Source organism: Asanoa sp. NPDC050611 (assembly GCF_040654855.1).
Lineage (GTDB): Bacteria > Actinomycetota > Actinomycetes > Mycobacteriales > Micromonosporaceae > Asanoa.
The window spans coordinates 14781-34147 of sequence record NZ_JBFAIU010000042.1 but is presented as its reverse complement, the minus strand read 5'-3'; the positions used below and the strand labels follow the sequence as shown (position 1 = coordinate 34147).

Below are 19367 nucleotides of genomic sequence, written 5' to 3'. Positions count from 1 at the left end.
ACCCCGGGCGCCTGGTCCCTCCCCGGCAGCAGGCGCAGAAGGACCTGTCGTTCGCCGAACAGCTCTCGCTGCCGATCACGCTGCTCGTGCTGATCTTCGTGTTCGGCGGACTGCTCGCGGCCGTCGTCCCGGTGCTCGGCGCGATCGTCTCCATCGCCGGGTCGTTCTCCGTGCTGCTGTTCTTCGCGAACATCACCACGCTCGACCAGAACGCGGTCACCGTCGTGACGCTGATGGGCCTCGGCCTGTCCGTCGACTACGGCCTGCTGCTGGTCGCCCGCTACCGCGACGAGCTGGCCGCGGGCCGCGAGCCGCTCGACGCGATCGGGGTGGCCTGGGCGACCGCCGGGCGCACCATCTTCTTCTCCGCCCTGACGGTGGCGGCCGCGCTGGCCGGCATGCTGGTCTTCGGCGTCACCGCGCTCTCCGCGCTCGGCGCCGCCGGCGTCTCCATCGCACTCGTCGCGATGCTGGTCGCGCTCACCTTCAGCGCCGCCCTGGTCGGCCTGTTCCGCCGGCGGATCCGCCCGTCGAAGCGCCAGCTCGCCGCCGGCTCGGCCGACCGCGGCTTCTTCTACCGGCTGGCCCGCGGCGTGCAGCGGCGGCCGCTGGTCACCGCGCTCGCGACCGCGCTGGTGCTGATCGCCGCCGGGTTCCCGCTGCTGACCATGAAGGTCAAGGTGGACGACCTCGACGGCCTGCCCCGGTCGCTGGAGTCGGTCCGGGTCATCGACATCCTCGCCGCGGACTTCGCGACCCCGGCCCAGCCGGCGGTCACCGTGGTCGCCCGCACCGACGCCGCCGCACTCGAGTCGTGGGCGCGCTCGCTCGACTCACCGGACATCGCCGGCGTACGCCCGGCGGAGCAGATCGCGCCCGGCGTCGCGACCGTCGACATCGACGCGATCGGCGACCCGGAGGGCGAGGCGGCACTGCGCCTCGTGGACGCGGCCCGCGCCGACCGGCCCGACGGGGTCGAGTCGTGGGTGACCGGCATCGCCGGCTTCCACCGTGACCTCAACGACCTGTTGCTGTCGCGGCTCCCGTACGCCATCGCCCTGACCCTGCTCGCGATGGTCCTGCTGCTCTGGGCGATGACCGGTTCGCTGGTCGTGCCGTTCAAGGCGGTGCTGATGAACGTTGTCTCGCTCGGCGCGACGTTCGGGGTGCTGAACGCGGTCTTCGAGCACGGCGTGCTGTCCGGGCTGTTGCACACGCACGTGGTCGGCGGCATCAGCCCGTTCGTGCTCGTGACGGTGTTCGCGTTCGCGTTCGGCCTGTCGATGGACTACGAGGTGTTCCTGCTGGCCCGGATCAAGGAGCACGTCGACCGGGGTGTGCCCAACGACCTGGCGGTCCGCCGCGGCCTGCAGCACTCCGGCCGCATCATCACCTCGGCGGCGCTGCTCATGGTGGTCGTCTTCAGCTGCTTCCTGACGGGTCGGATCGGCACGGTGCAGCAGATCGGCCTGGGCCTGGCGGTGGCGGTCGCGGTCGACGCGACCCTGGTCCGCTGCGTCCTCGTCCCGGCGACGATGACGCTGCTGGGCCGCTGGAACTGGTGGTCACCGCGCCCGCTGGCCCGCCTGCACCGGCGGCTCGGCCTCGGCCACTAGAACCGCACCGGGTAGGTCTCGTTCGTGAGCCAGCGGGGGAGCAGGTTGGCGTAGTACGGGCTGCCCAGCGTCTCGCTGGTGCCGCCCGGCAGGGACGAGACCGCCCGGATGCCGTCGCGGGTCGGCTGGGCCACGGCGCGGCGGACCGGGCCGCCGCCGAAGGTGAACTCCGTGGCCGAGTCGGCCCGGACGTTGTGGCCCGCCACGTCGACCGTGCTGAAACCGCCGTCGACCGGGACGCCCGGCAGGTCCGGCAGCGGCGCCGGGAAGGCGCCGCCGGCCGGCGGGATCGACCACGGCGCGCCGAGCGGCGCCGCGAACGTCACCCGGTGCAGGCGGCCCCAGCGGTAGTCGTCCTGGCGCGTCGAGCCGCCGAACGCCGCCGCGAACGACGGGCCGGACAGCAGGGTGAGCGCGTCGGCCAGGCTGCGCAGCAACAGCACGTCGCGGCGGTCGGCCGGGTCCGCGACGCCGTGCACCGCGTAGAAGTCCAGGCCGGAGGCGCCGACGCCGTGCCGGCTCGGGAAGCGTTCGAGGAGCACGCGCAGGGCCTTGAGCGCCTCGTCGCCGCCCGGTTGGGGCAGACCGTACGGTGCGACGGCCGCGTCGACCACGTTCCTGACGTACTGGCCCCGCCAGACCGCGTAGATCGTCGCCGCGACGCTGTCCGCCACCTCGCCGCGCGTGGGCGTCCGCCGGCCGCCGTCCACATCGGAGGCGTCGTAGCCCTCCGGGATGCCGGTCGGGGTCGTGCAGTCCCAGCGGGCCAGGCGGTCGACCGCTTCCACCACGCGCTTGTCCGCGGCGAGCGCGGCCAGCGCGGGCGTCTCGCTGCGGGCGGCCCGGCGCATGGCGTTGCGGATGTACGGCCGGAAGAACTGCGCGTCGAGCAGCGTCACGTCGGCCTGCTGCTCCTGCACGTCCCGCGTCGAGACCTTCTTGCCTCGCGCGATGGCGTCGCGTACCAGCGCGGTGATCCGGCCGGCCCGGAATCCGTCGTAGCCGACGTTGAGGTAGTAGATGCCGCCCGTCGCCCGCCGCTGGTTGAGCGGGTCGTTGTCCAATGTGGTGCCGGCCGGGTCGTTGTTGGCGTTGACGAAGAAGCCGGCCGGCGGGTCGACCACCTGCGGCATCTCGCGCGGCGGCAGGATCTCGTAGGGCAGCGCCTGACCCGGGTAGTGCCGCGTGGCCGGCAGCCACTCGTTGCCGCCGGTGCCGTCCCGCAGCAGGTAAGGCGGCCGCCCACGCACGGCACCGGCCTCCAGGTCCTCCCGCAGCGGCATCTCCGCGCTGGTGAGGTAGGCGATGTGGCCACGGACGTCGGTGACCGCCCAGTTCTGCGAGCCGACGTCGAAGATGTCCAGCGCCTGCTTGAAGTCGTCGATGTCGCGCGCCCGGTCGAACAGCCGGGAGGCCTCCAGCTCCCGGGTGGGTGAGAAGCCCGCGTACTGGACCGACAGGGCCGTGCCGGCCGCGCGGTCGAGGGAGACGATCGGGCCGTTGTTGCGCCGGGGCACGATCAGCGTCGCGGCCGGGACCGCGCCGCCCGGTGGCACGGTGACGATGGCGTCGGTCGCGTCGGGCGTGCGCGCGTTGACCCGGAACGTCTCCGGGATCGCCTGGACGGGCTCCCGCTGCCCACGATGGACGGTGGCCAGCCCACTGGGCGACGCCGGGTCCGGCACGACCTGCTCGACGTAGGTGTCGGTGACGTCCATCGGGTTCGTGGTGGCGCCCCAGGCGATCCGCTGGTTCTGCCCGAGGATGACGTACGGCGAGCCCGCGAAGCTCTCGCCCTGCACGTCGAACCCGGCACCGCGCAGCGCGATCGGGTAGAACGTCGACGGCGTGGTCAGCGACAGGTGCGGGTCGTTGGCGAGAATCGGCCGGCCGGTGTCGGTGTGCCGCCCGGCGATGGCCCACTCGTTGGACCCGAGGGTGAACGAGCGGTCGACGGCCTGCGCGAGCATCGGGGTGCGCTCGACCCGGGCCTGGTAGTCGCGGGCGAGCCGCAGCGCCGGGCTGGACAGGGCGGTCCGGTCGCGGTCGCGCGGCGCGCCGTGGTGGCCCTTCGATCGGGTCGCGTCGGGCACGGTCGAGGCGTCGCTGAACGGCTGCGACCGGAACAGGTCCTCGCTGAACAGGGCCGCGCCGTCGAAGCCGCCTTGCGCACCCGCGCGGGCGTACGCGTCGGCGGCCACCGTCAGGTCGATGTCGAGGTCGAACGACAGGCTGAACGCGATCGCCTTGCCGATGACGAGGCTGTCGACCGGCGTCCACGGCGCGAAGCGGGTCACCCGGACCGCGGCGTACTGGGCCGGCAGCGGGTTGCGGGCGACCCAGGCGTTGACGCCCGCGGCGTACGCGTCGAGACCTGCCCGCATGTCCTTGCCCTGTGCCGCCAGGCCGCGTTCGGCCGCCCGCCGCAGCCCGATCGTCCGTGTCTCGACGTCGCCCGGCAGCGCCTGCTGGCCCAGCAGCTCGGCGAGCGTGCCGGAGGCCTGCCGGCGGGTCACGTCCATCTGGAACAGCCGGTCGGTCGCGTGCTGCCAGCCCTGCAGAAAGAGCAGGTCGTGCTCGTCGCGGGCCGAGACGTGGGCGATGCCGTACGCGTCCCGCGTGATCGCGCCGGCGTGGTGCATGCCGGGAATCCGCAGCTCGCCCGGCGAATGCGCGGCCGCGGGCGGCGCCCACCCGAAGGTGACCGGGAGGAGGACGGCGGTGAGCAGGCCGAGCATGCGACGACGCATCCGAACCTCCGTCGAGGGTGGAGGGTGGCGCTCTTGAGCGCACCTTAGTCACCGTTCAACCACCGGGCAACAGGTCGATGCGTTCACCGCGCCGTGATCTTGGCGTAATCGCTCCGAGATGGAGCGATCGCAGATTGATCAACACCTGTCCATCGGTGCAAGGAGAGCTCATGGCGCCCACCCCGCCGACCGATGCCGAGCTGGATGTGTTCATCCGGGCCCGGCTCGCCTCCCTCGGAATCGACCTGGATCAGCTGCCACCCGGCACCGCCGCCGACCCGGAGACCGGCGCGCCGGGCCAGGCGTCCGTCCTCGCCTCGCTGCGGTCCTTCGTCCGCGGCACGATCGCCGGCCTGGCCGCCTACCAGCTGCCGACGCCCGACGGCACCGACCCCGCCGTCGCCCGCGCCCTGTCCCAGCAGCCGGCGCCGCTGCTCTACCCCTCCATCGCGACCGAGTGGAGGAAGCCGTGACCATCGAACCCGCCGACACCGGCGTCGACCGCCGGGCGTTCCTGGCCCGGGCCGCCGCCCTCGCGGCCGTCACCACCGTGGGCGCCGTGGCGCTGCCCGCCGTCGCGTCCGCCACCGGCAAGCCGCCCACGCTGGACAACCCGAACGCGTTCGTCCGGCCCCGGCCCGAGGCGCTGGCCGACCCGACCGAGCTCACCATCGCCGAGGCCGCCTGGCTCATCCGCGAGCGCAGGCTTCGGCCGGAGGAACTGCTCGAGGCCTATCTGGCCCGGATCGCGGCGTACGACGGCACCTACCAGGCCTTCAACGTGGTCCTCGCGGAGCAGGCGCGCCTCGCCGCCCGGAGCACCGGTCGGGGCGCGCTGCGCGGCATCCCGCTGGCCATCAAGGACAACTACTACACGGCCGGCGTGCACACCACGGCGAACTCGTTCCTGTTCCAGGACTTCGTGCCGCCGTTCGACGCGACCGCGGTCGCGCGGCTGAAGGCCGCGGGCGGGATCGTGCTCGGCAAGACGCAGATGGGCCCGCTCGCCACGACCCGCGCGACCACGCCCGACGGCGAGGTCACCACGGTCAACGCGTGGACCCCGACCAACCCGAACACCGACCCCGGCGGCTCGTCGACCGGCACCGCCACCGCGGTCGCGGGCCGGATGGCGACCTCGGGCATCGGCACGCAGACCGGCGGCTCCATCACGGCACCGTCGAACGCGCAGAACCTGACCGGCATCAAGCCGACGATGGGCCGCGTGTCGCTGCACGGCATCATTCCGCTCAGCTACACCCGCGACCACCCCGGCCCGCTGGCCCGCGACGCCAAGGACGCGGCCATCATGCTGACCGCGATGGCGGGCCCGGACCCGGCGGATCCCCGCACCCAGGGGCTGCCGAACGTGCCGAACCTGATCGACGCGGCCACGCCGGTCCTCCACCGCGGCCAGGTGAAGCTGCGCTGGAACACCCGGATCGGGGTGCTGCCCGGCTTCGCGGACGGCACGTCGGCGACGGCGCTGGCCCGGCAGGCGTACCTGGCGGCGCTCGCCGCGATCCCGGGCGCGACGCTGGTCGAGGTGCCGCTGCCGACGGACTGGAACCTGTTGACCGGCAACAACTTCAACAACGTCCGGCTGCCGGAGCGCAGCGAGCCGTTCATGCCGTACCTGCGGGACAACCTGCGCGGCTTCGGCGTCTCGCTGTCGGGCTGGCTGCAGGGCGCGCTGTTCGGCGGCAATGAGTTCCTCATCGGACAGCGGGCCAAGGTGCTGCTGCTGGAGCGGGTGCTGGACCAGATCTTCGACAAGTGCGACGTCGTGGTGCAGACCAACCCGGTGCCGTTCGACATCATCGGGCTGCCGGAGCTGGCGCTGCCGATCGGGTTCACCGCCGCGGGGGTGCCGATCGGGACGATCCTGGGCGGCCTGCCGTACGGGGAGGACCGGTTGCTGTCGGTCGCGGCCGCCTACCAGGCGGTCACGGACTGGCACCACCGCCGTCCCGCGGACCCGCCCGCCGCGGGGGCCGCGGCCCGGATGGCCCGGCCGCGCCTGACGGCGGAAGAGGTGCTCGAGCTGTCCCAGTAGCCGTCGCTCCCTGGGCCGACCCGCTCCGGCGGGTCGGCCTAGGGCTCGGGCTCGAACAGCGCGTCGAGGCTCATCCAGTTGTCGCGGGCGGCCCGGGCGGCGCCCTCGACGTCGCCGGCCGCGCACAGGTCGACGATGCGATCGTGCAGAGCCACGGAGTCGCGCCCGCTCAGCGACGCGAAGCGCAGCCGCTCGAGCCGCCGGAGCACGGGGGTGAACTGCTCCAGCACGGTGCGTACCGCGGCATTGGCCGATGCCGTCACCGCGACGCCGTGGAACTCGTCGTCCGAGGCGATCGCCGCGTCGACGTCGCCGGCCCGCAGCGCCGCCGCGAACCGCTTGTTGGCGGCGCGCATGGCGTCGATCTCGTTCGGCGTCAGACGCGGCACCGCCTCACGCACCGCGAGCTCGTGCATGGCCGCGGTGACCGACTGCGCCGCGCGCGCGGACCGGACGTCCAGCGGGCTGACCATCGTGTAGCGGCCGGGCTTGGTCTGGACCAGCCCGGCCTCCTCGAGCCGGGTCAGCGCCTCGCGCACCGGCGTGCGACTCACGCCGAGCCAGCGGGCCAGATCGGCGTCGTTGAGCCGTTCGCCCGGTTCCAGCGTGCCGTTGACGATGGCGTCCCGGATGGAGTGGTAGGCGTTGTCCCGCAGCAGGGACCGCGGGATGACGTCCACGTGGCTAGGAACCGGCATGCAACATATTACACACGGAGAACAGCCGCGCGTCCACGCGACACCCGGCACCGATGATCATGCGGTGGTGGTGGGGTCGTCGTCCCAGGCCAGGGAGCTCATCTTCCAGCCCGCGGGTGTGTTGACGAACTGGGTCGTCTTCGTTCCCTTGCCCTCGAACCACTCGCCGTCGAGGTAGCCGGACTTCTCGTACCGGCTGAAGCGGTGTGCGATCGATCCCGCGATCTCCGTCGTCTCCGAGGTCTCCCACTCGCGGAACTCGGTCAGCGTCCCGTCGGTAAGGATCTTCTCGCGCGGCTCGACGAACTGGTCCAGGTCGTAGATCACCGGGGTGCCGCCGACGTTCTTGATGATCACGCCTTCGGGGATGAAGACCTCGTGGATCGACGCGACGTTCGGTGGGGTGCCGCCGACGTTGGTGAAGGCCCCCATGAACGTTGTCATCAGGGCGTCGAGCTCCGACTTCACGCCGCCGGGCCGGCTGTCTTGGCGGGCCCGCCACTCGTCGGCCAGCACGGACCAGATCTCGAGATCCATCCGTCCGCCGGCTCCGTCCGGGCAGACCTGGCGCAGCGTGCCGTCGTGGCTCATGCCGAGCCGCTTCGCGACCGCGATGCTGCGCTCGTTGCCTGACCTCGTGCGCCACTCGACGCGGGCGATGCCGCGTTCGTCGACCGCCCAGTCGATGATCCGTTGCGCGGCGCGGGCGATCAGCCCGCGGCCCTGCGCGCCGGGCTCCAGCCAGCAGCCCGCCTCGCAGAGGCCGAGCGCGGTGTCGAAGGAGACGAACATGACGCCGCCGACCAGCACCCCGTCGAGCCAGATGCCCCAGATGCCGCCGGCGTCGCGGGCGCGTTTGTCCGCGTACCCCTGGAGCACCACGCGGGCCGAATCCACGTCGCGGGCGACGAAGCTGGGCGAGACCCACGGCAGGATGTGCTCGCGGGCCCGGTCCAGGTGGGCGAGGAACTCCTCGGCGTGCCAGGGCTCGAGCGGGCGCAGAACGGCCGAGTCGGCGAGGGGTAGCGCGAACATCACGACCTCCGTACATAACAAACGTTTGGCATGTACGCTATCAGGCCATGAGCCCGGCCCGCACCGACCATGACTCGCGCCGCCAGGACGTCTCGGAGGCGGTCTGGCAGGTCCTGGCCGCGCACGGGTTCGGCGGCCTCACCATGCGCGCCGTCGCGTCGGCGTTGGGGTCGTCGACCGGACTGGTCACCCACTACTTCGCGGGCAAGCGCGAGCTGATCGCCCACGCCCTCGACATCCTCGAGGCACGCACCGCCGCGCGCCCCCGGCTGGCCCCGCCGGCACCCGGGCTGGCCGCGCTCCGTACGCAGATGCTCAATATCCTGCCCCTGACTCCGGAAGGGGCCGCGATGAACCGGATCTGGGTCGGCTCGTGGGACCTGGCCCTGTCCGACCCCGACCTGTTCGCCGCGCAGACGTTGCGCTACGACCGCATCCGCGCGGGCCTGCGTGACTCCATCGAGGAGGCGCAACGGCTCGGCGAGCTGCCCGACGACGACCCGGGCCGGCTGGCGACGACCGCGCTCGCGTTCACCCACGGCCTGGTGGTCCAGGCGCTCTTCGACCCGGAGCGGTTCCCGGCATCGACACAGACCCGCCTGGTCGACGACTTCCTCGCCGCCCTCACCGACTGACCCGCGCTGCTCGCCGGCTGCCGAAGGCGAAATGAAGCTGAGCGGTGCTAACTTCCGCTGCGACGCTGGTCGACATTGGGGGGACGGTGTCGTTTCGTTTCTTCCTGCTGACCGTCGCGCCGCCGCTGCTGGGAGTCGGTCTCGGTTACCTGCTCGGCGGCCGGCGCGCCGGGTTCCGGACCGTACGGATCCGCGCGCTCTGGCTGGTCTGGCTGGCCGCACTGGTGCAGTTCGCGCAGTACTCGCTGGCCGGCGTGCGGCATGTCGTCGAGGACGTGGCGGGCCTGCCGATGCTCGCGCTCGTGTTCGCGATCGTGCTCGGCTGGCTCGCGATCAACCTGGGGGGCTGGCCCGGAGCGATCCGGGCGGCCGGCCTCGCGATCGTGCTCGGTGCGGTGCTCAACGGGGTGGTGATCGCCGCGAACGGCCGGATGCCGTACGACCCCGTGGCCGTGGCGAAGGTGAGCGAACGCGACGGCCTGGAGACCCCCAAGAACGAGCCGGCCGGGCCTGGTACCCGGCTTGCCTGGCTCGGCGACACCATCCCGATCCCCGGCCTCCGCAAGGTGGCCAGCCCGGGTGATGTCCTGATCAGCGTCGGCGCCTGCGCGTTCGTGGTCCTCGTCATGCGCCGTCGCCCGGAAGAGGCCGCATCCACCGAGGAAGCGGTGACCCGCACGGCCGAACCGAAAGGAGCAAACCCGTGACCAGATCAATACCATGGCGGCGCATCGCGTACGCCATCTGCGCCATCGCCACCCTCGCCGCACTGCTTTACACGATCGGCGCCCCCTGGGATTCGCACTGACCCCGTTCTTTGGAGGATGACCATGCGAGCACGTCTCTGGCTCACCGTCGCCGCTCTGGCGACCCTGCTGTACACAGTGGGCGCTCCTGTTTCGCACGGGCCGTGACCGCCGTGCGCGCCCGGATCCTGCTGACCGTGGCCGCCCTGGCCACGCTCCTCTACACGATCGGCGCACCGGTCAGCAACGGCGGCTGACCCACGCTCCGGCGGCGATCATGTTCGCCTGCCCGTTCAGCGGGTACGCGGGAGGTGAGCCCTTCGAGTGAGGAGGTCGCCATGTCCGACAACCAGCCGCCGGTCACCCGCGTCGAGCAGCCCTTGACCGACGACAGCATTCGCGTGCGCCAATTGAGCCACTATCAGTTCAGCTGGGTCGCGGGAGAGCCCGGAGCCGGCGGGACGTGGACCCTGCAGCTCGTCCTCGACCAGGGTGCCTGGGAGGAGGTCCTCACGATCAACGGCGAGGATGCGGACAACCTCCAGGACCTGCTGTCCACGGCCAACGACGTGCACTTCGACGTCGGCCGTCGGGTGTTGATGTTCGGAACCGCCCCGGTCGGGTCGGCCTGAACGGCTTCAGACAGGATCGGTGTACGAGATCGGCTTGCCGGTGGCGTGGGCGTATGCGATCTCCCTGCTCGTGGACTCGCCGATATATCCGCCTGGGTTGACGACCAGAACCCGGTCAGCCAGGTCGATCTTGCGCAGGTGGAGGGCGTCCAGCGCGGCCTTCTGCTCGTTGGTGATCAACTCGTCTGCTTCGTGATCCTCGGCGCGCAGGAGGACGCCTGGCGCGACGACGATGACACCTGCGAAGGTCAGATCGCGGTTCGCCGCGCTCATCTCGCCCGCGAAGCGGGTCGAGCCGCAGATGCAGACGATCTCGGGTCGGTCGGGCACGGCTCAGTCCTTCGGGTCGAACGGTGCGCGTAGCCATCACGGACGGGCACACGAGCCAACAGCGTACGCAGGGCGATGGCGGTCCGGGGTGCACCCGGCCAGGGCGTCACTGTCCGGGAGGGATCGGAGCCCAGAGGCTGAAATGTGCGCCGCTCGGGTCCCGTACTCCGGCCATCGGCCCGATCGCGGTGATCACCGGGTCGGCCGTGATGGTGGCGCCCAGGTCGGCCGCACGCCTGGTGGTCGCGACGATGTCGTCGGTGGCGAAGTAGAGGTTCCACCGGTTCGGGCTGCCGGTGACACGCTTGCCGACCACACCAGCCACGGCGTCGTCGCCGACGTGCAGCGTGGTCCACGCGATGCCGTCCAGCTCGGCGGTGTGCGGGACCAGCCCCAAGGCCTGCTGGTAGAAGGCCGAGGCAGCATCGGTGTCGTCGGTGAGCAGCTCGAACCATGCCATCGTGGCGGGCTCGCCGACCAGCGCCGCGCCCGGCTGCCGGTGCGCCTGCCAGAGCCCCACGGGAGCTTCGGTGGGGTCCGTGATGAGGGCGGCTCGGCCGCGGTCGGCGCGGTCGTGCGGCGGGACGGTGACCCGACCACCGGCGTCACCGACGGCACGGACGGCCGCGTCGACGTCGTCGACGGCCAGGTAACCGAGCCACGCGGACGGACCTGCGTGGTCGGGCGTGCTGATCGCGGCTACGACCGCGTCGCTCACGTACGCCCGCGCATACGCGTCGGATTCGAGGGCGTCGAAGCGCCAGCCGAACAGCCCACCGTAGAAGGCCATTGCGGCGGTGTGGTCGTCGGTGTGCAGCTCGAGCCAGTTCGGCGTGCCATGGGGGTAGGAGGTGCGGATCGACATTGCCACTCCTTTTTCCCAGTCTACCGAGGCGGCCGTGAGCCGATTGATGTTGGACCGGAACCGTCGCACGTCGCGCCGTGTCCAAGAGCTATGAGTGACGGCAAGGAAGCGGGTTCCGGGCTCAAGGGGGGTGTCCAGCTTCCTGGGTTGGGCGGTGTGCGGGTCGAGGTCGTACCGCATCCGCGGGTTCGGACGTTGCTGCGACGCGCGACGGCTGCCCGCTGGCGACTGCTGGCGTTGCTCGGCGCGTTCCTGGCGACGATCCCCACGTGGCCGGCCCTGGACGACGTGTTCCGGACCGGCGCGGTGACCCAGGATCGTCCGAACTTCGAGGGCGGTGAGCTCGCCCTCCTGGTGGCGATCGTGCTGGTCGTGCCGATCACGTGGGTCGCAGTGGGTCAGGGTCCCGGTCGACTCGTCGGCGCTCTGCTCGTCGCGTCCGTCACCGGATGGTCGCTGACAACCCGGCTCTGGGCGAGCTGGGCCACGCCGCCCACGGTGGATGACGTGCTCCGCGGCTACCTGATCGTGGGGTGCGCGATCGTGGCCGCGGCCCTGTGGCTCGATCGGCACCGAAACCCCATCACCCGGCTCGGCCTCGCCCTGCTCGGCGTCGGATGCGCCGCGATCGTCGCCTTACCCACCGTCGGCAACGCGTCGACTCCGGCGCGGGACGCGCTGCTGCCCCTGCCCAAGGGAGTCGTCATCGTGGCCGAGGACTCCGGATGCGAGTCCGGCGGCTCATGCGAGCGTGGCTTCCAATTGACCGGCACGGATCCGCAAGCGACGGTACGCCTGCTCACCCGCCACCTCGAGGACCGCGGCTGGCGCATCGGCGACGAACACCAGGGTAAGGCCTGCCGGCGGCTCGGCTACCTGGCCAACCCGTACCGCGCCTGCGTCTCGGTCTCGTACCTACGCGGCCCTGGCACGGTCGAGGTGCGCTTCGACGTCTTCAACCCACGCGAGCCACGGATCTCCTACTGATCGGTGGGCGCGAGGAACGGAGACGCCAACGGCGTACGCGGAGCGTGACCGTCGTGCTTCTCGTAGGCGTCACGCACGGCCTGCGGGATGGCGCCGCGATCGCCGACGGGCGCGAGGCCCAGCTGGCCGCCGTACCGGTGGGCCCAGGCACGGATCGCACGGGTCTCCTCGCGGCGGCTCGCCCCCTCCGCGGAGATCACGGTCCGGGTGTGCCGCCGGCCGTCCGGTGTCACCCTCGTTCCGGCGTCCACGAACGGTTGGAGCGCCTGCCGGAACCTGTCGGCGTTCCCGCTCGACAGGTCGATCTCGAAGGACACGCCGTCGACGGCGAACGGCACTGTCTCGTTCGCGGTGCTGCCGTCGAGGTCGTCGACAAGCTCGACGATGGTCGCCTTGGCCATTTGAGCGGATCCCCCACGTGGAAACGGACGTTTTACCCTCCCTGCACCGTAGCCGATCGCTGATCGAACGCCGAAGCCCACCACGACCTCAGGCACGCGGCTACGCGCGCTGGTACTCCTCCCAGGTGCGCTTGGTGACCGCCGGGCCGTCGTCGGGGCCGCGGTTGGCCAGGCCGTTCTGGCCCAGGTAGTAGTCGCCCGCCTGGTGCTGGGCGCCGGTGGACTGGTCCGTGTCCGAGATGGCGATCGCGTGGATGTGGTACGGCCAGTCGCCCTGCGACGGGTTGCGCAGCCAGGCGGCGAAGCCCACCGTCCGCAGTTGCCGCACGACCGTCGTACGCGTGGCCGTGGTCATGCCCGTCACCGAGATGTCCAACGCGCCGCCGCCGTCGTGCGTGCCGGCCGACGCCGGGGTGCCGGTGTTGTAGGAGCCCTGGGTCAGGGTCAGCGTGCTGCCGAGCAAACGTTCGGCTTCCAGCAGCATCGACCGGGTACGCGTGTTCACCTGCACGCCGCGCAGCGTGACGATGCTGCCCGGTGAGATCGCCCGCACGACGGTGTAGCGCCCGTCGCCCAACGACCGAAGTGAGGTGGGTCCAGGCAGGCCCGTGGCGTCCAGGCCGGTGTAGCCGAGCGAGCGCTGGTACGCCGCGTACGCCGCGATGGTGCTCGTGCCGAAGTGTCCGTCCACGTAGGTCGCCGACAGCAGCCCGCGGGCCTGGAGGGCGCGCTCCACCTGCAGGACGCTGTCCTTGGCGCCGGGGGTGAGCGCGGTGTCCGGCCGGCGCGGGTCGATCTGCGCGGCCTTGATGACCGCCTCCATGTCGACCTGGGGCAACGCGGCGTGTGCCAGCCCGGCGGGGAGGGCACCCGTGATGGTCGCGGCAGCGGCGGTGGCGATCAGGCGTCTACGGGTCAGCATGCCCGCAGCATAGATCGGCGACTATCGAAATCTGAAGAAGATCGCTAATATTTTTCAAGCACATGCACAACGAAGGAGCTTTTTGACATGCGCCGTTTCCGTGCCGGCAACGTGCTGGCAGCCCTGGTCGTCGTCGCCGGCATGACGGCGGTTCCGGCCGCCGCACCCGCGGTCGCGGCCGCCCCGCGGACGTTGCGGGTCTACAACAACAACATCGAGAACCTGGTCCGCAACAACTCCGACGGCACGTGCACCCGGATATCGGGGCCGGACCACCTGACGTCGATGCTCGTCGACGACGCCGGTCGCCCGGGCACCGCCGACGTCCAGGCGCCCGACCTGCTGATCGTGCAGCAGGTCCGCGGCACCGGGCAGGCGACCGCGTACGCCGACCAGCTCTCGGCGAAGTTCGGATTCCCGGCGGGGACCTATCGGGCGATCGTCGCCTGGGACGACCCCGAGCCGTGGGGCGGCACCCACAAGTGCAGCGACCAGTCGCTCGGCGACCTCAAGAAGAAGCAGACCAACGGCCTGATCTACAACACGCGTACGCTCAGCCTCGCCGCCGGGGACGTCTCCAGGTACTGGAGCGCGGGCTGGCTGAAGCCGGGCACCGCCTACGCCGACGGTGCCGGTTGCACCCTCTACAAGCCACCGAACAGCGACGACGGCGCGACGTACCAGTACAAGTGGAAGCGGACGAGCGCGATCGCCGCCCGCTTCACGATCCGGGACGGCGGCACGACCGTGTTCGCGGCGACCATGCACCTGCCGGAGGAGAACCGGCAGAACGCCTGCGCCGGCGACGGTGACAAGGGCATCGGCGGCACCGGCATCCACCTAGGTGCCGACGCCACGAGCCTGCTCAACGCGTCGACGATCCGGATCGTCGGCATCGACGCGAACCGCACCGGCATTCCGGCCGGCGTGCTCTCGGGTTACGGCATGTCCGGCTACGGTACGGCGGCCACGAGCGGATCGAGCAAAATCGACTACCTGTTCGTCCGGGGTACGGTGCAGCCGTCGAGCGTCGGTCACACGGTCGCCGGGACGAAATCCAACCACAAGGCGTTGTACGGGTTCGTCTCGTACTGAGGGCCGGCCCGCGATGCGCGGCGGGCGTGCTCGCGTAAACTGACCGGTCGTGAACGCCTTGGATCCGAAGGCGATCGCCGCGAAGTTGATGGGTGAGCCGATCGCCGACGCCGACGACGCCCGGGTCGCGGACGCGAAGCGCCGCTTCGACCGGCACGAACGCGAGCGTGCCGGTCTGCGCCGCCAGGCCCAGCCGCCGGACGGCGACGGGACACCGCCGTCCGACGAGGATTGTTAGGCTGCCCACTTCCCACTGACGGGGGTGTGGGTATGCGCCGGCGACCGTGGTGGCGGGCTCTGGCACCGCTGGTCGGCTTCGCGCTGCTCACCGGTGCGCTGGCCGCGGGCGCCTTCCTCGAGCTCGACGTCGTGGTCCGGGACTGGTGCGACGCACACCGGCCGCGCGCCGGCTTCCTGGTCGCCAAGGCGCTCTACTTCCTCGGCTCGGCGAACCTCATCGCCGCGATCCTGCTCGTCGTGGCCGTGCTGCTCGGGCTGCGGGACCGCACCGTGCGCCCGGCCGTGGCGGTCGTCGGCACCGCGCTGGTCAGCTACGTCGTGGTGGTGCCGCTGAAGGTCTGGACCGACCGGTCCGCGCCGCACGCACCGTGGTACGACGCGGTCGAGGTGTTCGCCAACGACGCGGGCTGGTCCTACCCGTCGGGCCACGTGGTCAACACGCTGATCTGGTATCCGGTCGTGGTGCTGCTCGCCGAACGTGCGGTGCACCGTCCACTGAGCACCGTGGTCCGGCGCGCCGTCCTGGTCGTGCCGGTGGTGCTCGTCTTCGCGTCCGTGACCTACCTGGGCTACCACTGGCTCACCGACAGCGTCGCCGGCCTCCTGCTCGGGCTGGCGCTGGCTCAGTCGCTGAACGCCGTCTGGTCCACATCGAACAGTTGGCCGCGACCGCCGCGGAACACCAGATAGAGGTCGTGGAAGCCGTTGGCGGCTCCGGGGCTGGTGTCCACCCAGGACGTCGCCGTCTGCCAGGTCGTGCCGTTGCCGGCGGGGACCGTCATCGTGGCGACGAGCGGGCCGTGCGGGCTGTCGACGCGGGCCTCGATCACGCCGCCGGCGCGGGGTGCGACCGTGGTGTGGAGGCGCAGTTCGCCCTTCTGGTCGGCGAAGCCCGCGGCCGAGCCGTCGGCGAAGTTGACGTTCGACCAGCGCAGCCAGCTGCCGTCGCGGACACCTGTGGCGATGTTGTCCCTGATCCGCAGGCCCGGCGAGTGGCCGTCGTTCTCCGCCGCGGGATAGGTGGAGAACACGTCCTTGCGGTCGGGCAGGGCCGGCAGGTCCGTGGATGCGAACGTGGTGACGCTCTGGGCGCGCAGCGTCGCGGTGAAGGACCGGTCGTGCGTACGGACGTCGCGCAGTCTCCGCATGTTCTCGCTGGCCGACGTGCGGTACGCGCCGACCTCACGAGTTTTCGGGAACCCGCCCGCGAGGGCGACGTCGAGCGTGACGTCGGTCGTGTTGTTGTTGACCACCACGATGCTGAAGTCGCGCTTGCCCTTGTACGCGGTGACCGAGACGCCGGGCACCGGCGTCCTGGTCGCCCCGATCATCCGGTCGCCCGGGTCGAGGAAGCGGCTGTACTGGCCGATCGTGTAGTAGCGCTTGAAGATGCGGTACTGGCCGTTCTCGGTCGGGTTGCCGCTCTGCGGCGTTCCGGTGTTGACCAGGCGGATCAGGTCGGAGCCGTCGGCGCCGTTGTTGGCGGCCGGCCACCACCAGAAGTAGGCGTTGAGCCCGGTCTCGGCGAACAGGTTCCCGATCAGGTTCGCGTACCGCAGGCCGTCGCTGATCGTGTTGTTGACGAAGAGCCGGTCGCGGGGCGCGCCCTGGTTCATGTACTCGGTCTGCCAGATCGTCTTTCCCCGCTCCTGCGACGCCGCGAAGGCGCCGGGTGCCGCACGGGTGGCGTCGTCGATCAGGCCGGCGTAGCCGTGCGCGGCGACGACGTCGACGTACGCGTCGGCGGCCGGGTCGAGGACGGCGGGTTGGGCGAACCGCTCGTCGAAGGCGACGCCCTCGCCGAGCACGATCTTCGCCTGCACGCCGCGGCGCGCGAACGTCGGACCCAGGTGGTCGCGGACCAGCACGCGCAGCTCCTCGGGGGTCCACTGGCTGCTCGAGTAGCCGGTGGTGACCTCGGGCTCGTTGGTCGGCGAGACGTGCGTGATCCGGATGCCGAACTCGCGCTCGTAGCCGAGCACGTACTCGGCGAGGTAGTCGGCGTACGCCTGGAACATGTCTGGTCTGATCTTGTTGGGCGGTCCGTCGGGGCCGGCGGAGACGACGCTGTTGTTCTGCTTCATCCAGGCCGGCGGGCTCCAGACGCTGGCGAGGAACGTCCTGACGCCGCGCTTCTTCGCCTCGCGCATCAGCCACACCTGGTGCGCGTCGAAGCTCGCCTTGCGGGCCGGCCAGTCGGGCTGGTCCCAGACGAAGACGCCGGGCTCCGGCTCGATGGTCTGCGTCGGGCCGTCGTAGAGCTGGTCGCCCCAGGTGCCGCCGTCACCCACCATGACGCGCACGATGTCGAGGCCGATGCCGGTCTCGTCGTCGAAGATCATGTCGAGCACCTGCGACGTCAGTGGCTCGCCGAGGCGCTGGATCGCGCCCGCCTTGTGGAAGGCGAAGGAGCCGCCGAAGCCGTCGACGGCCTGCCGTTCGTCGTTCCAGTTGACGACGACCGTGGGTCGGGCCGGTTGGCTGTGCGCGACGCCGCTGCCGGCGCTCGCCGCCAGCAGGCTCGCGGACGCGGTGACCGCGGTGGCGGCCCTGATCGTCCAGGTGGTCCGTCGTCGCATGGCCCGCTCCCCGCCTGCTCCATCGACACTTGCGAATCAAGCTAGGGTGAGGGTCGTCGGCCGGCAAGAGTTCCGGGTTGTCCAACATTTCCGGAATTCGGACCATCCTGACGTTCCGGCGCCCGCGCCTGCCGGCGGGTCAGGGCGACGCCGACGAGGACGACCGCCATGCCGGCGGCGATCCGGACGCTGAAGCTCTCGTCGAGCACCACAACGCCGAGGGCCACCGACACCACCGGCAGGAGGTAGCCGACCGTGGCCGCGTTCGTCGCGCCCTCGGCGGCGATGGTCCGGTAGGTGAGGTGGAAGGTGGCGCCGGTGGCGACGACGCCGAGGACCACGACGGCGGCCAGCGTGCGCGGGTCGAGGTCGACGGGTGTCAGGCCGCCGGCGGGCAGGGTCAGCGCGGTGAGGGCGGTCGCGGCGACGAGTTGGGCCGCGGACAGCGAGATCGTCGGGATGCCCCGGCCGACCAGGTGCCGACCCATGTAGGCGAAGCCGACGGCGTAACTGGCCGCGGCGGCCACGATGGCGAGCGCGCCCCAGCCGACCGGGCCGGTGCGTTCCCAGGGCGCGAAGATCAGCACGACACCGGCGAAGCCGAGCGCGAGGCCGGCGAGCCGGGCGATCGGCAGCCGGCGCTCCGTGCCGATGGCGAGGCCGGTGAGCAGGGACCACAGCGGGGTGGTGGCGTTGAGGACGCCGGCGACGCCCGAGTCGATCGTCTGCTGGCCGAGGCTGAACATGGCGAACGGCAGGGCGTTGCAGAAGAACGCGGCGACGACGACGTGACCCCAGATCCGCGCGCCGCCCGGCAGCCGGTTGCCCGCGGCGTGGCAGGCGACGAGCAGGGTGGCCGCGCCGAGGACGCACCGGGTCAACGTGACCTGGACCGGCGTCAGCGCTTCCAGCGCGATCTCGATCCAGAGGAACGTCGAACCCCACAGCAGCGCGAGTACGCCCACGCGGGCCCAACTTTTCGGCACGTTCCGCACGTTGCCGTGGCCGACCTGGAAGGACAAGCGAAAAGTTCCGCACGTGCGTTAAGTTCTGCTTCATGCTCGACGTGCGACGGATGCAGGTGCTGCGGGCCGTGGTCAGCAGCGGCTCGGTGACCGCGGCGGCGGCGCACCTCGGCTACACGCCCTCGGCGGTCAGCCAGCAGGTGGCGGCGCTGGAGAAGGAGGCCGGGATCGCGCTGCTCGAACGGGTCGGGCGGGGCGTGCGGCCGACGGCCGCGGGGCGGCTGCTCACCGGCCACGCGGCGGTGATCAGCCAGCACGTCGCGTCGGCCGAGACGGCGCTGGCCGACCTGCGCGCCGGGCGCACGGGCCGGTTGACGGTCCGCTACTTCGCGTCCGTCGGGCCGACCCTGCTCGCGCCGGCGGTGGCCCGGCTGCGCCGCGACCATCCCGGCGTGACGGTCGAGCCCCGCCTGTCCGGCGCGGAGGACCCGGAGGAGGAGGTGGCGGCGGGCCGCGCCGACCTGGCGATCGTGGTCCGGCGGCCGGGGGAGGGCGCGCAGCGGGGAGTCCGGCTGGTGTGGCTGCGCGACGACGCGTACCGCGTGGTGCTGCCCGTGGGGCATCCGCTGGCCGCGCGGCGCGTTGTCGACCTGGCCGCGCTGGCCGCCGAGCCCTGGGTCGGAAGCGAGCCGCCGGGCCCGTGCCTGGAGCCGTTGGCGGCGGCGTGTGCGGCCGCGGGCTTCAGCCCGGAGTACGCGGCGACCTCCGCCCGCAGCGGGGTCGGCCCGGTCGCGGTGACCAACCGGGGCGCGGAC

The 19367-nt window shown here is 71.6% G+C and carries 19 protein-coding genes and 1 pseudogene; 11 read left to right on the top strand and 9 right to left on the bottom strand.

The features are described 5' to 3' along the window. Nucleotides 1-1616, top strand: a 1616-nt coding sequence (locus AB0H87_RS09670) for an MMPL family transporter (RefSeq protein WP_360142159.1), incomplete at its 5' end; no start/stop codon positions are given. Here the strand turns inward: AB0H87_RS09670 and AB0H87_RS09665 are convergent. Further along, complete coding sequence (locus AB0H87_RS09665) at nt 1613-4366, bottom strand: penicillin acylase family protein (protein WP_360142157.1); 2754 nt, start codon at nt 4364-4366, stop codon at nt 1613-1615. The genes AB0H87_RS09670 and AB0H87_RS09665 overlap by 4 nt on opposite strands. A 170-nt stretch (nt 4367-4536) precedes the next feature. Between AB0H87_RS09665 and AB0H87_RS09660 the strand changes: the two genes are divergently transcribed. Next, the gene (locus AB0H87_RS09660) at nt 4537-4839 is read left to right on the top strand and encodes a hypothetical protein (protein WP_360142155.1); all 303 of its coding nucleotides are present in this window, start codon (nt 4537-4539) and stop codon (nt 4837-4839) included. After that, nucleotides 4836-6422, top strand: a complete 1587-nt coding sequence (locus AB0H87_RS09655) for an amidase (RefSeq protein ID WP_360142153.1) — start codon at nt 4836-4838, stop codon at nt 6420-6422. The genes AB0H87_RS09660 and AB0H87_RS09655 overlap by 4 nt, the downstream gene beginning before the upstream one ends. A gap of 38 nt (nt 6423-6460) precedes the next feature. On the opposite strand, the gene AB0H87_RS09650 is transcribed toward AB0H87_RS09655, so the two are convergent. Both AB0H87_RS09650 and AB0H87_RS09645 read right to left on the bottom strand, forming a co-directional pair. After that, nucleotides 6461-7120 (bottom strand): GntR family transcriptional regulator, encoded by a 660-nt coding sequence (locus AB0H87_RS09650; protein WP_360142151.1) that lies wholly within the window; start codon nt 7118-7120, stop codon nt 6461-6463. Between the two features lie 486 nt (nt 7121-7606). Next, nucleotides 7607-8155, bottom strand: a pseudogene (locus tag AB0H87_RS09645) (GNAT family protein); the annotation flags it as partial. 47 nt (nt 8156-8202) lie between these two features. On the opposite strand from AB0H87_RS09645, the gene AB0H87_RS09640 reads away from it, so the two are divergent. The 3 genes from AB0H87_RS09640 to AB0H87_RS09630 all read left to right on the top strand — a co-directional run bounded on the left by AB0H87_RS09640 (nt 8203) and on the right by AB0H87_RS09630 (nt 10168). After that, nucleotides 8203-8790 carry a TetR/AcrR family transcriptional regulator gene (locus AB0H87_RS09640; protein ID WP_360142149.1) on the top strand — a complete coding sequence of 196 codons (588 nt, stop codon included), beginning with the start codon at nt 8203-8205 and terminating at the stop codon, nt 8788-8790. 86 nt (nt 8791-8876) lie between these two features. Next, complete coding sequence (locus AB0H87_RS09635) at nt 8877-9497, top strand: DUF5317 family protein (protein WP_360142147.1); 621 nt, start codon at nt 8877-8879, stop codon at nt 9495-9497. 377 nt (nt 9498-9874) lie between these two features. Then, nucleotides 9875-10168 carry a hypothetical protein gene (locus tag AB0H87_RS09630; RefSeq protein ID WP_360142145.1) on the top strand — a complete coding sequence of 98 codons (294 nt, stop codon included), beginning with the start codon at nt 9875-9877 and terminating at the stop codon, nt 10166-10168. 6 nt (nt 10169-10174) lie between these two features. Here the strand turns inward: AB0H87_RS09630 and AB0H87_RS09625 are convergent, their stop codons facing one another. Continuing rightward, entirely contained in the window at nt 10175-10498 is a 324-nt protein-coding gene (locus AB0H87_RS09625; protein WP_360142143.1) for a hypothetical protein, read from the bottom strand. 106 nt (nt 10499-10604) lie between these two features. Next, entirely contained in the window at nt 10605-11363 is a 759-nt protein-coding gene (locus AB0H87_RS09620) for a VOC family protein (protein ID WP_360142141.1), read from the bottom strand. 195 nt (nt 11364-11558) lie between these two features. On the opposite strand from AB0H87_RS09620, the gene AB0H87_RS09615 reads away from it, so the two are divergent. Next, nucleotides 11559-12350 (top strand): hypothetical protein, encoded by a 792-nt coding sequence (locus AB0H87_RS09615; protein ID WP_360142139.1) that lies wholly within the window; start codon nt 11559-11561, stop codon nt 12348-12350. Here the strand turns inward: AB0H87_RS09615 and AB0H87_RS09610 are convergent. Both AB0H87_RS09610 and AB0H87_RS09605 read right to left on the bottom strand, forming a co-directional pair. Then, nucleotides 12344-12751, bottom strand: a complete 408-nt coding sequence (locus AB0H87_RS09610; RefSeq protein WP_360142137.1) for an Lsr2 family protein — start codon at nt 12749-12751, stop codon at nt 12344-12346. The genes AB0H87_RS09615 and AB0H87_RS09610 overlap by 7 nt on opposite strands. 100 nt (nt 12752-12851) lie before the next feature. Next, the gene (locus tag AB0H87_RS09605; RefSeq protein ID WP_360142135.1) at nt 12852-13673 is read right to left on the bottom strand and encodes a peptidoglycan-binding domain-containing protein; all 822 of its coding nucleotides are present in this window, start codon (nt 13671-13673) and stop codon (nt 12852-12854) included. 87 nt (nt 13674-13760) lie between these two features. Here AB0H87_RS09605 and AB0H87_RS09600 point away from each other — a divergent pair, with 87 nt between their 5' ends. The 3 genes from AB0H87_RS09600 to AB0H87_RS09590 are packed head-to-tail and all read left to right on the top strand — an operon-like array spanning nt 13761 to nt 15698. Continuing rightward, complete coding sequence (locus tag AB0H87_RS09600) at nt 13761-14768, top strand: hypothetical protein (protein WP_360142133.1); 1008 nt, start codon at nt 13761-13763, stop codon at nt 14766-14768. Between the two features lie 49 nt (nt 14769-14817). Beyond that, a complete protein-coding gene (locus AB0H87_RS09595; protein ID WP_360142131.1) occupies nt 14818-15006 on the top strand; it encodes a hypothetical protein in 189 nt (62 codons plus the stop codon). A 32-nt stretch (nt 15007-15038) separates the two neighbouring features. Next, complete coding sequence (locus AB0H87_RS09590; RefSeq protein ID WP_360142129.1) at nt 15039-15698, top strand: phosphatase PAP2 family protein; 660 nt, start codon at nt 15039-15041, stop codon at nt 15696-15698. On the opposite strand, the gene AB0H87_RS09585 is transcribed toward AB0H87_RS09590, so the two are convergent. Both AB0H87_RS09585 and AB0H87_RS09580 read right to left on the bottom strand, forming a co-directional pair. Beyond that, the gene (locus tag AB0H87_RS09585) at nt 15632-17587 is read right to left on the bottom strand and encodes a glycoside hydrolase (RefSeq protein ID WP_360142127.1); all 1956 of its coding nucleotides are present in this window, start codon (nt 17585-17587) and stop codon (nt 15632-15634) included. The two genes, AB0H87_RS09590 and AB0H87_RS09585, sit on opposite strands and share 67 nt — an antisense overlap. Nucleotides 17588-17628: 41 nt before the next feature. Beyond that, nucleotides 17629-18573: a DMT family transporter gene (locus AB0H87_RS09580; RefSeq protein WP_360142125.1), complete on the bottom strand. Its 945-nt coding sequence runs from the start codon at nt 18571-18573 to the stop codon at nt 17629-17631. A gap of 71 nt (nt 18574-18644) precedes the next feature. Between AB0H87_RS09580 and AB0H87_RS09575 the strand changes: the two genes are divergently transcribed. Beyond that, the coding region (locus AB0H87_RS09575) for a LysR family transcriptional regulator (protein WP_360142123.1) at nt 18645-19367 on the top strand (723 nt) is incomplete at its 3' end.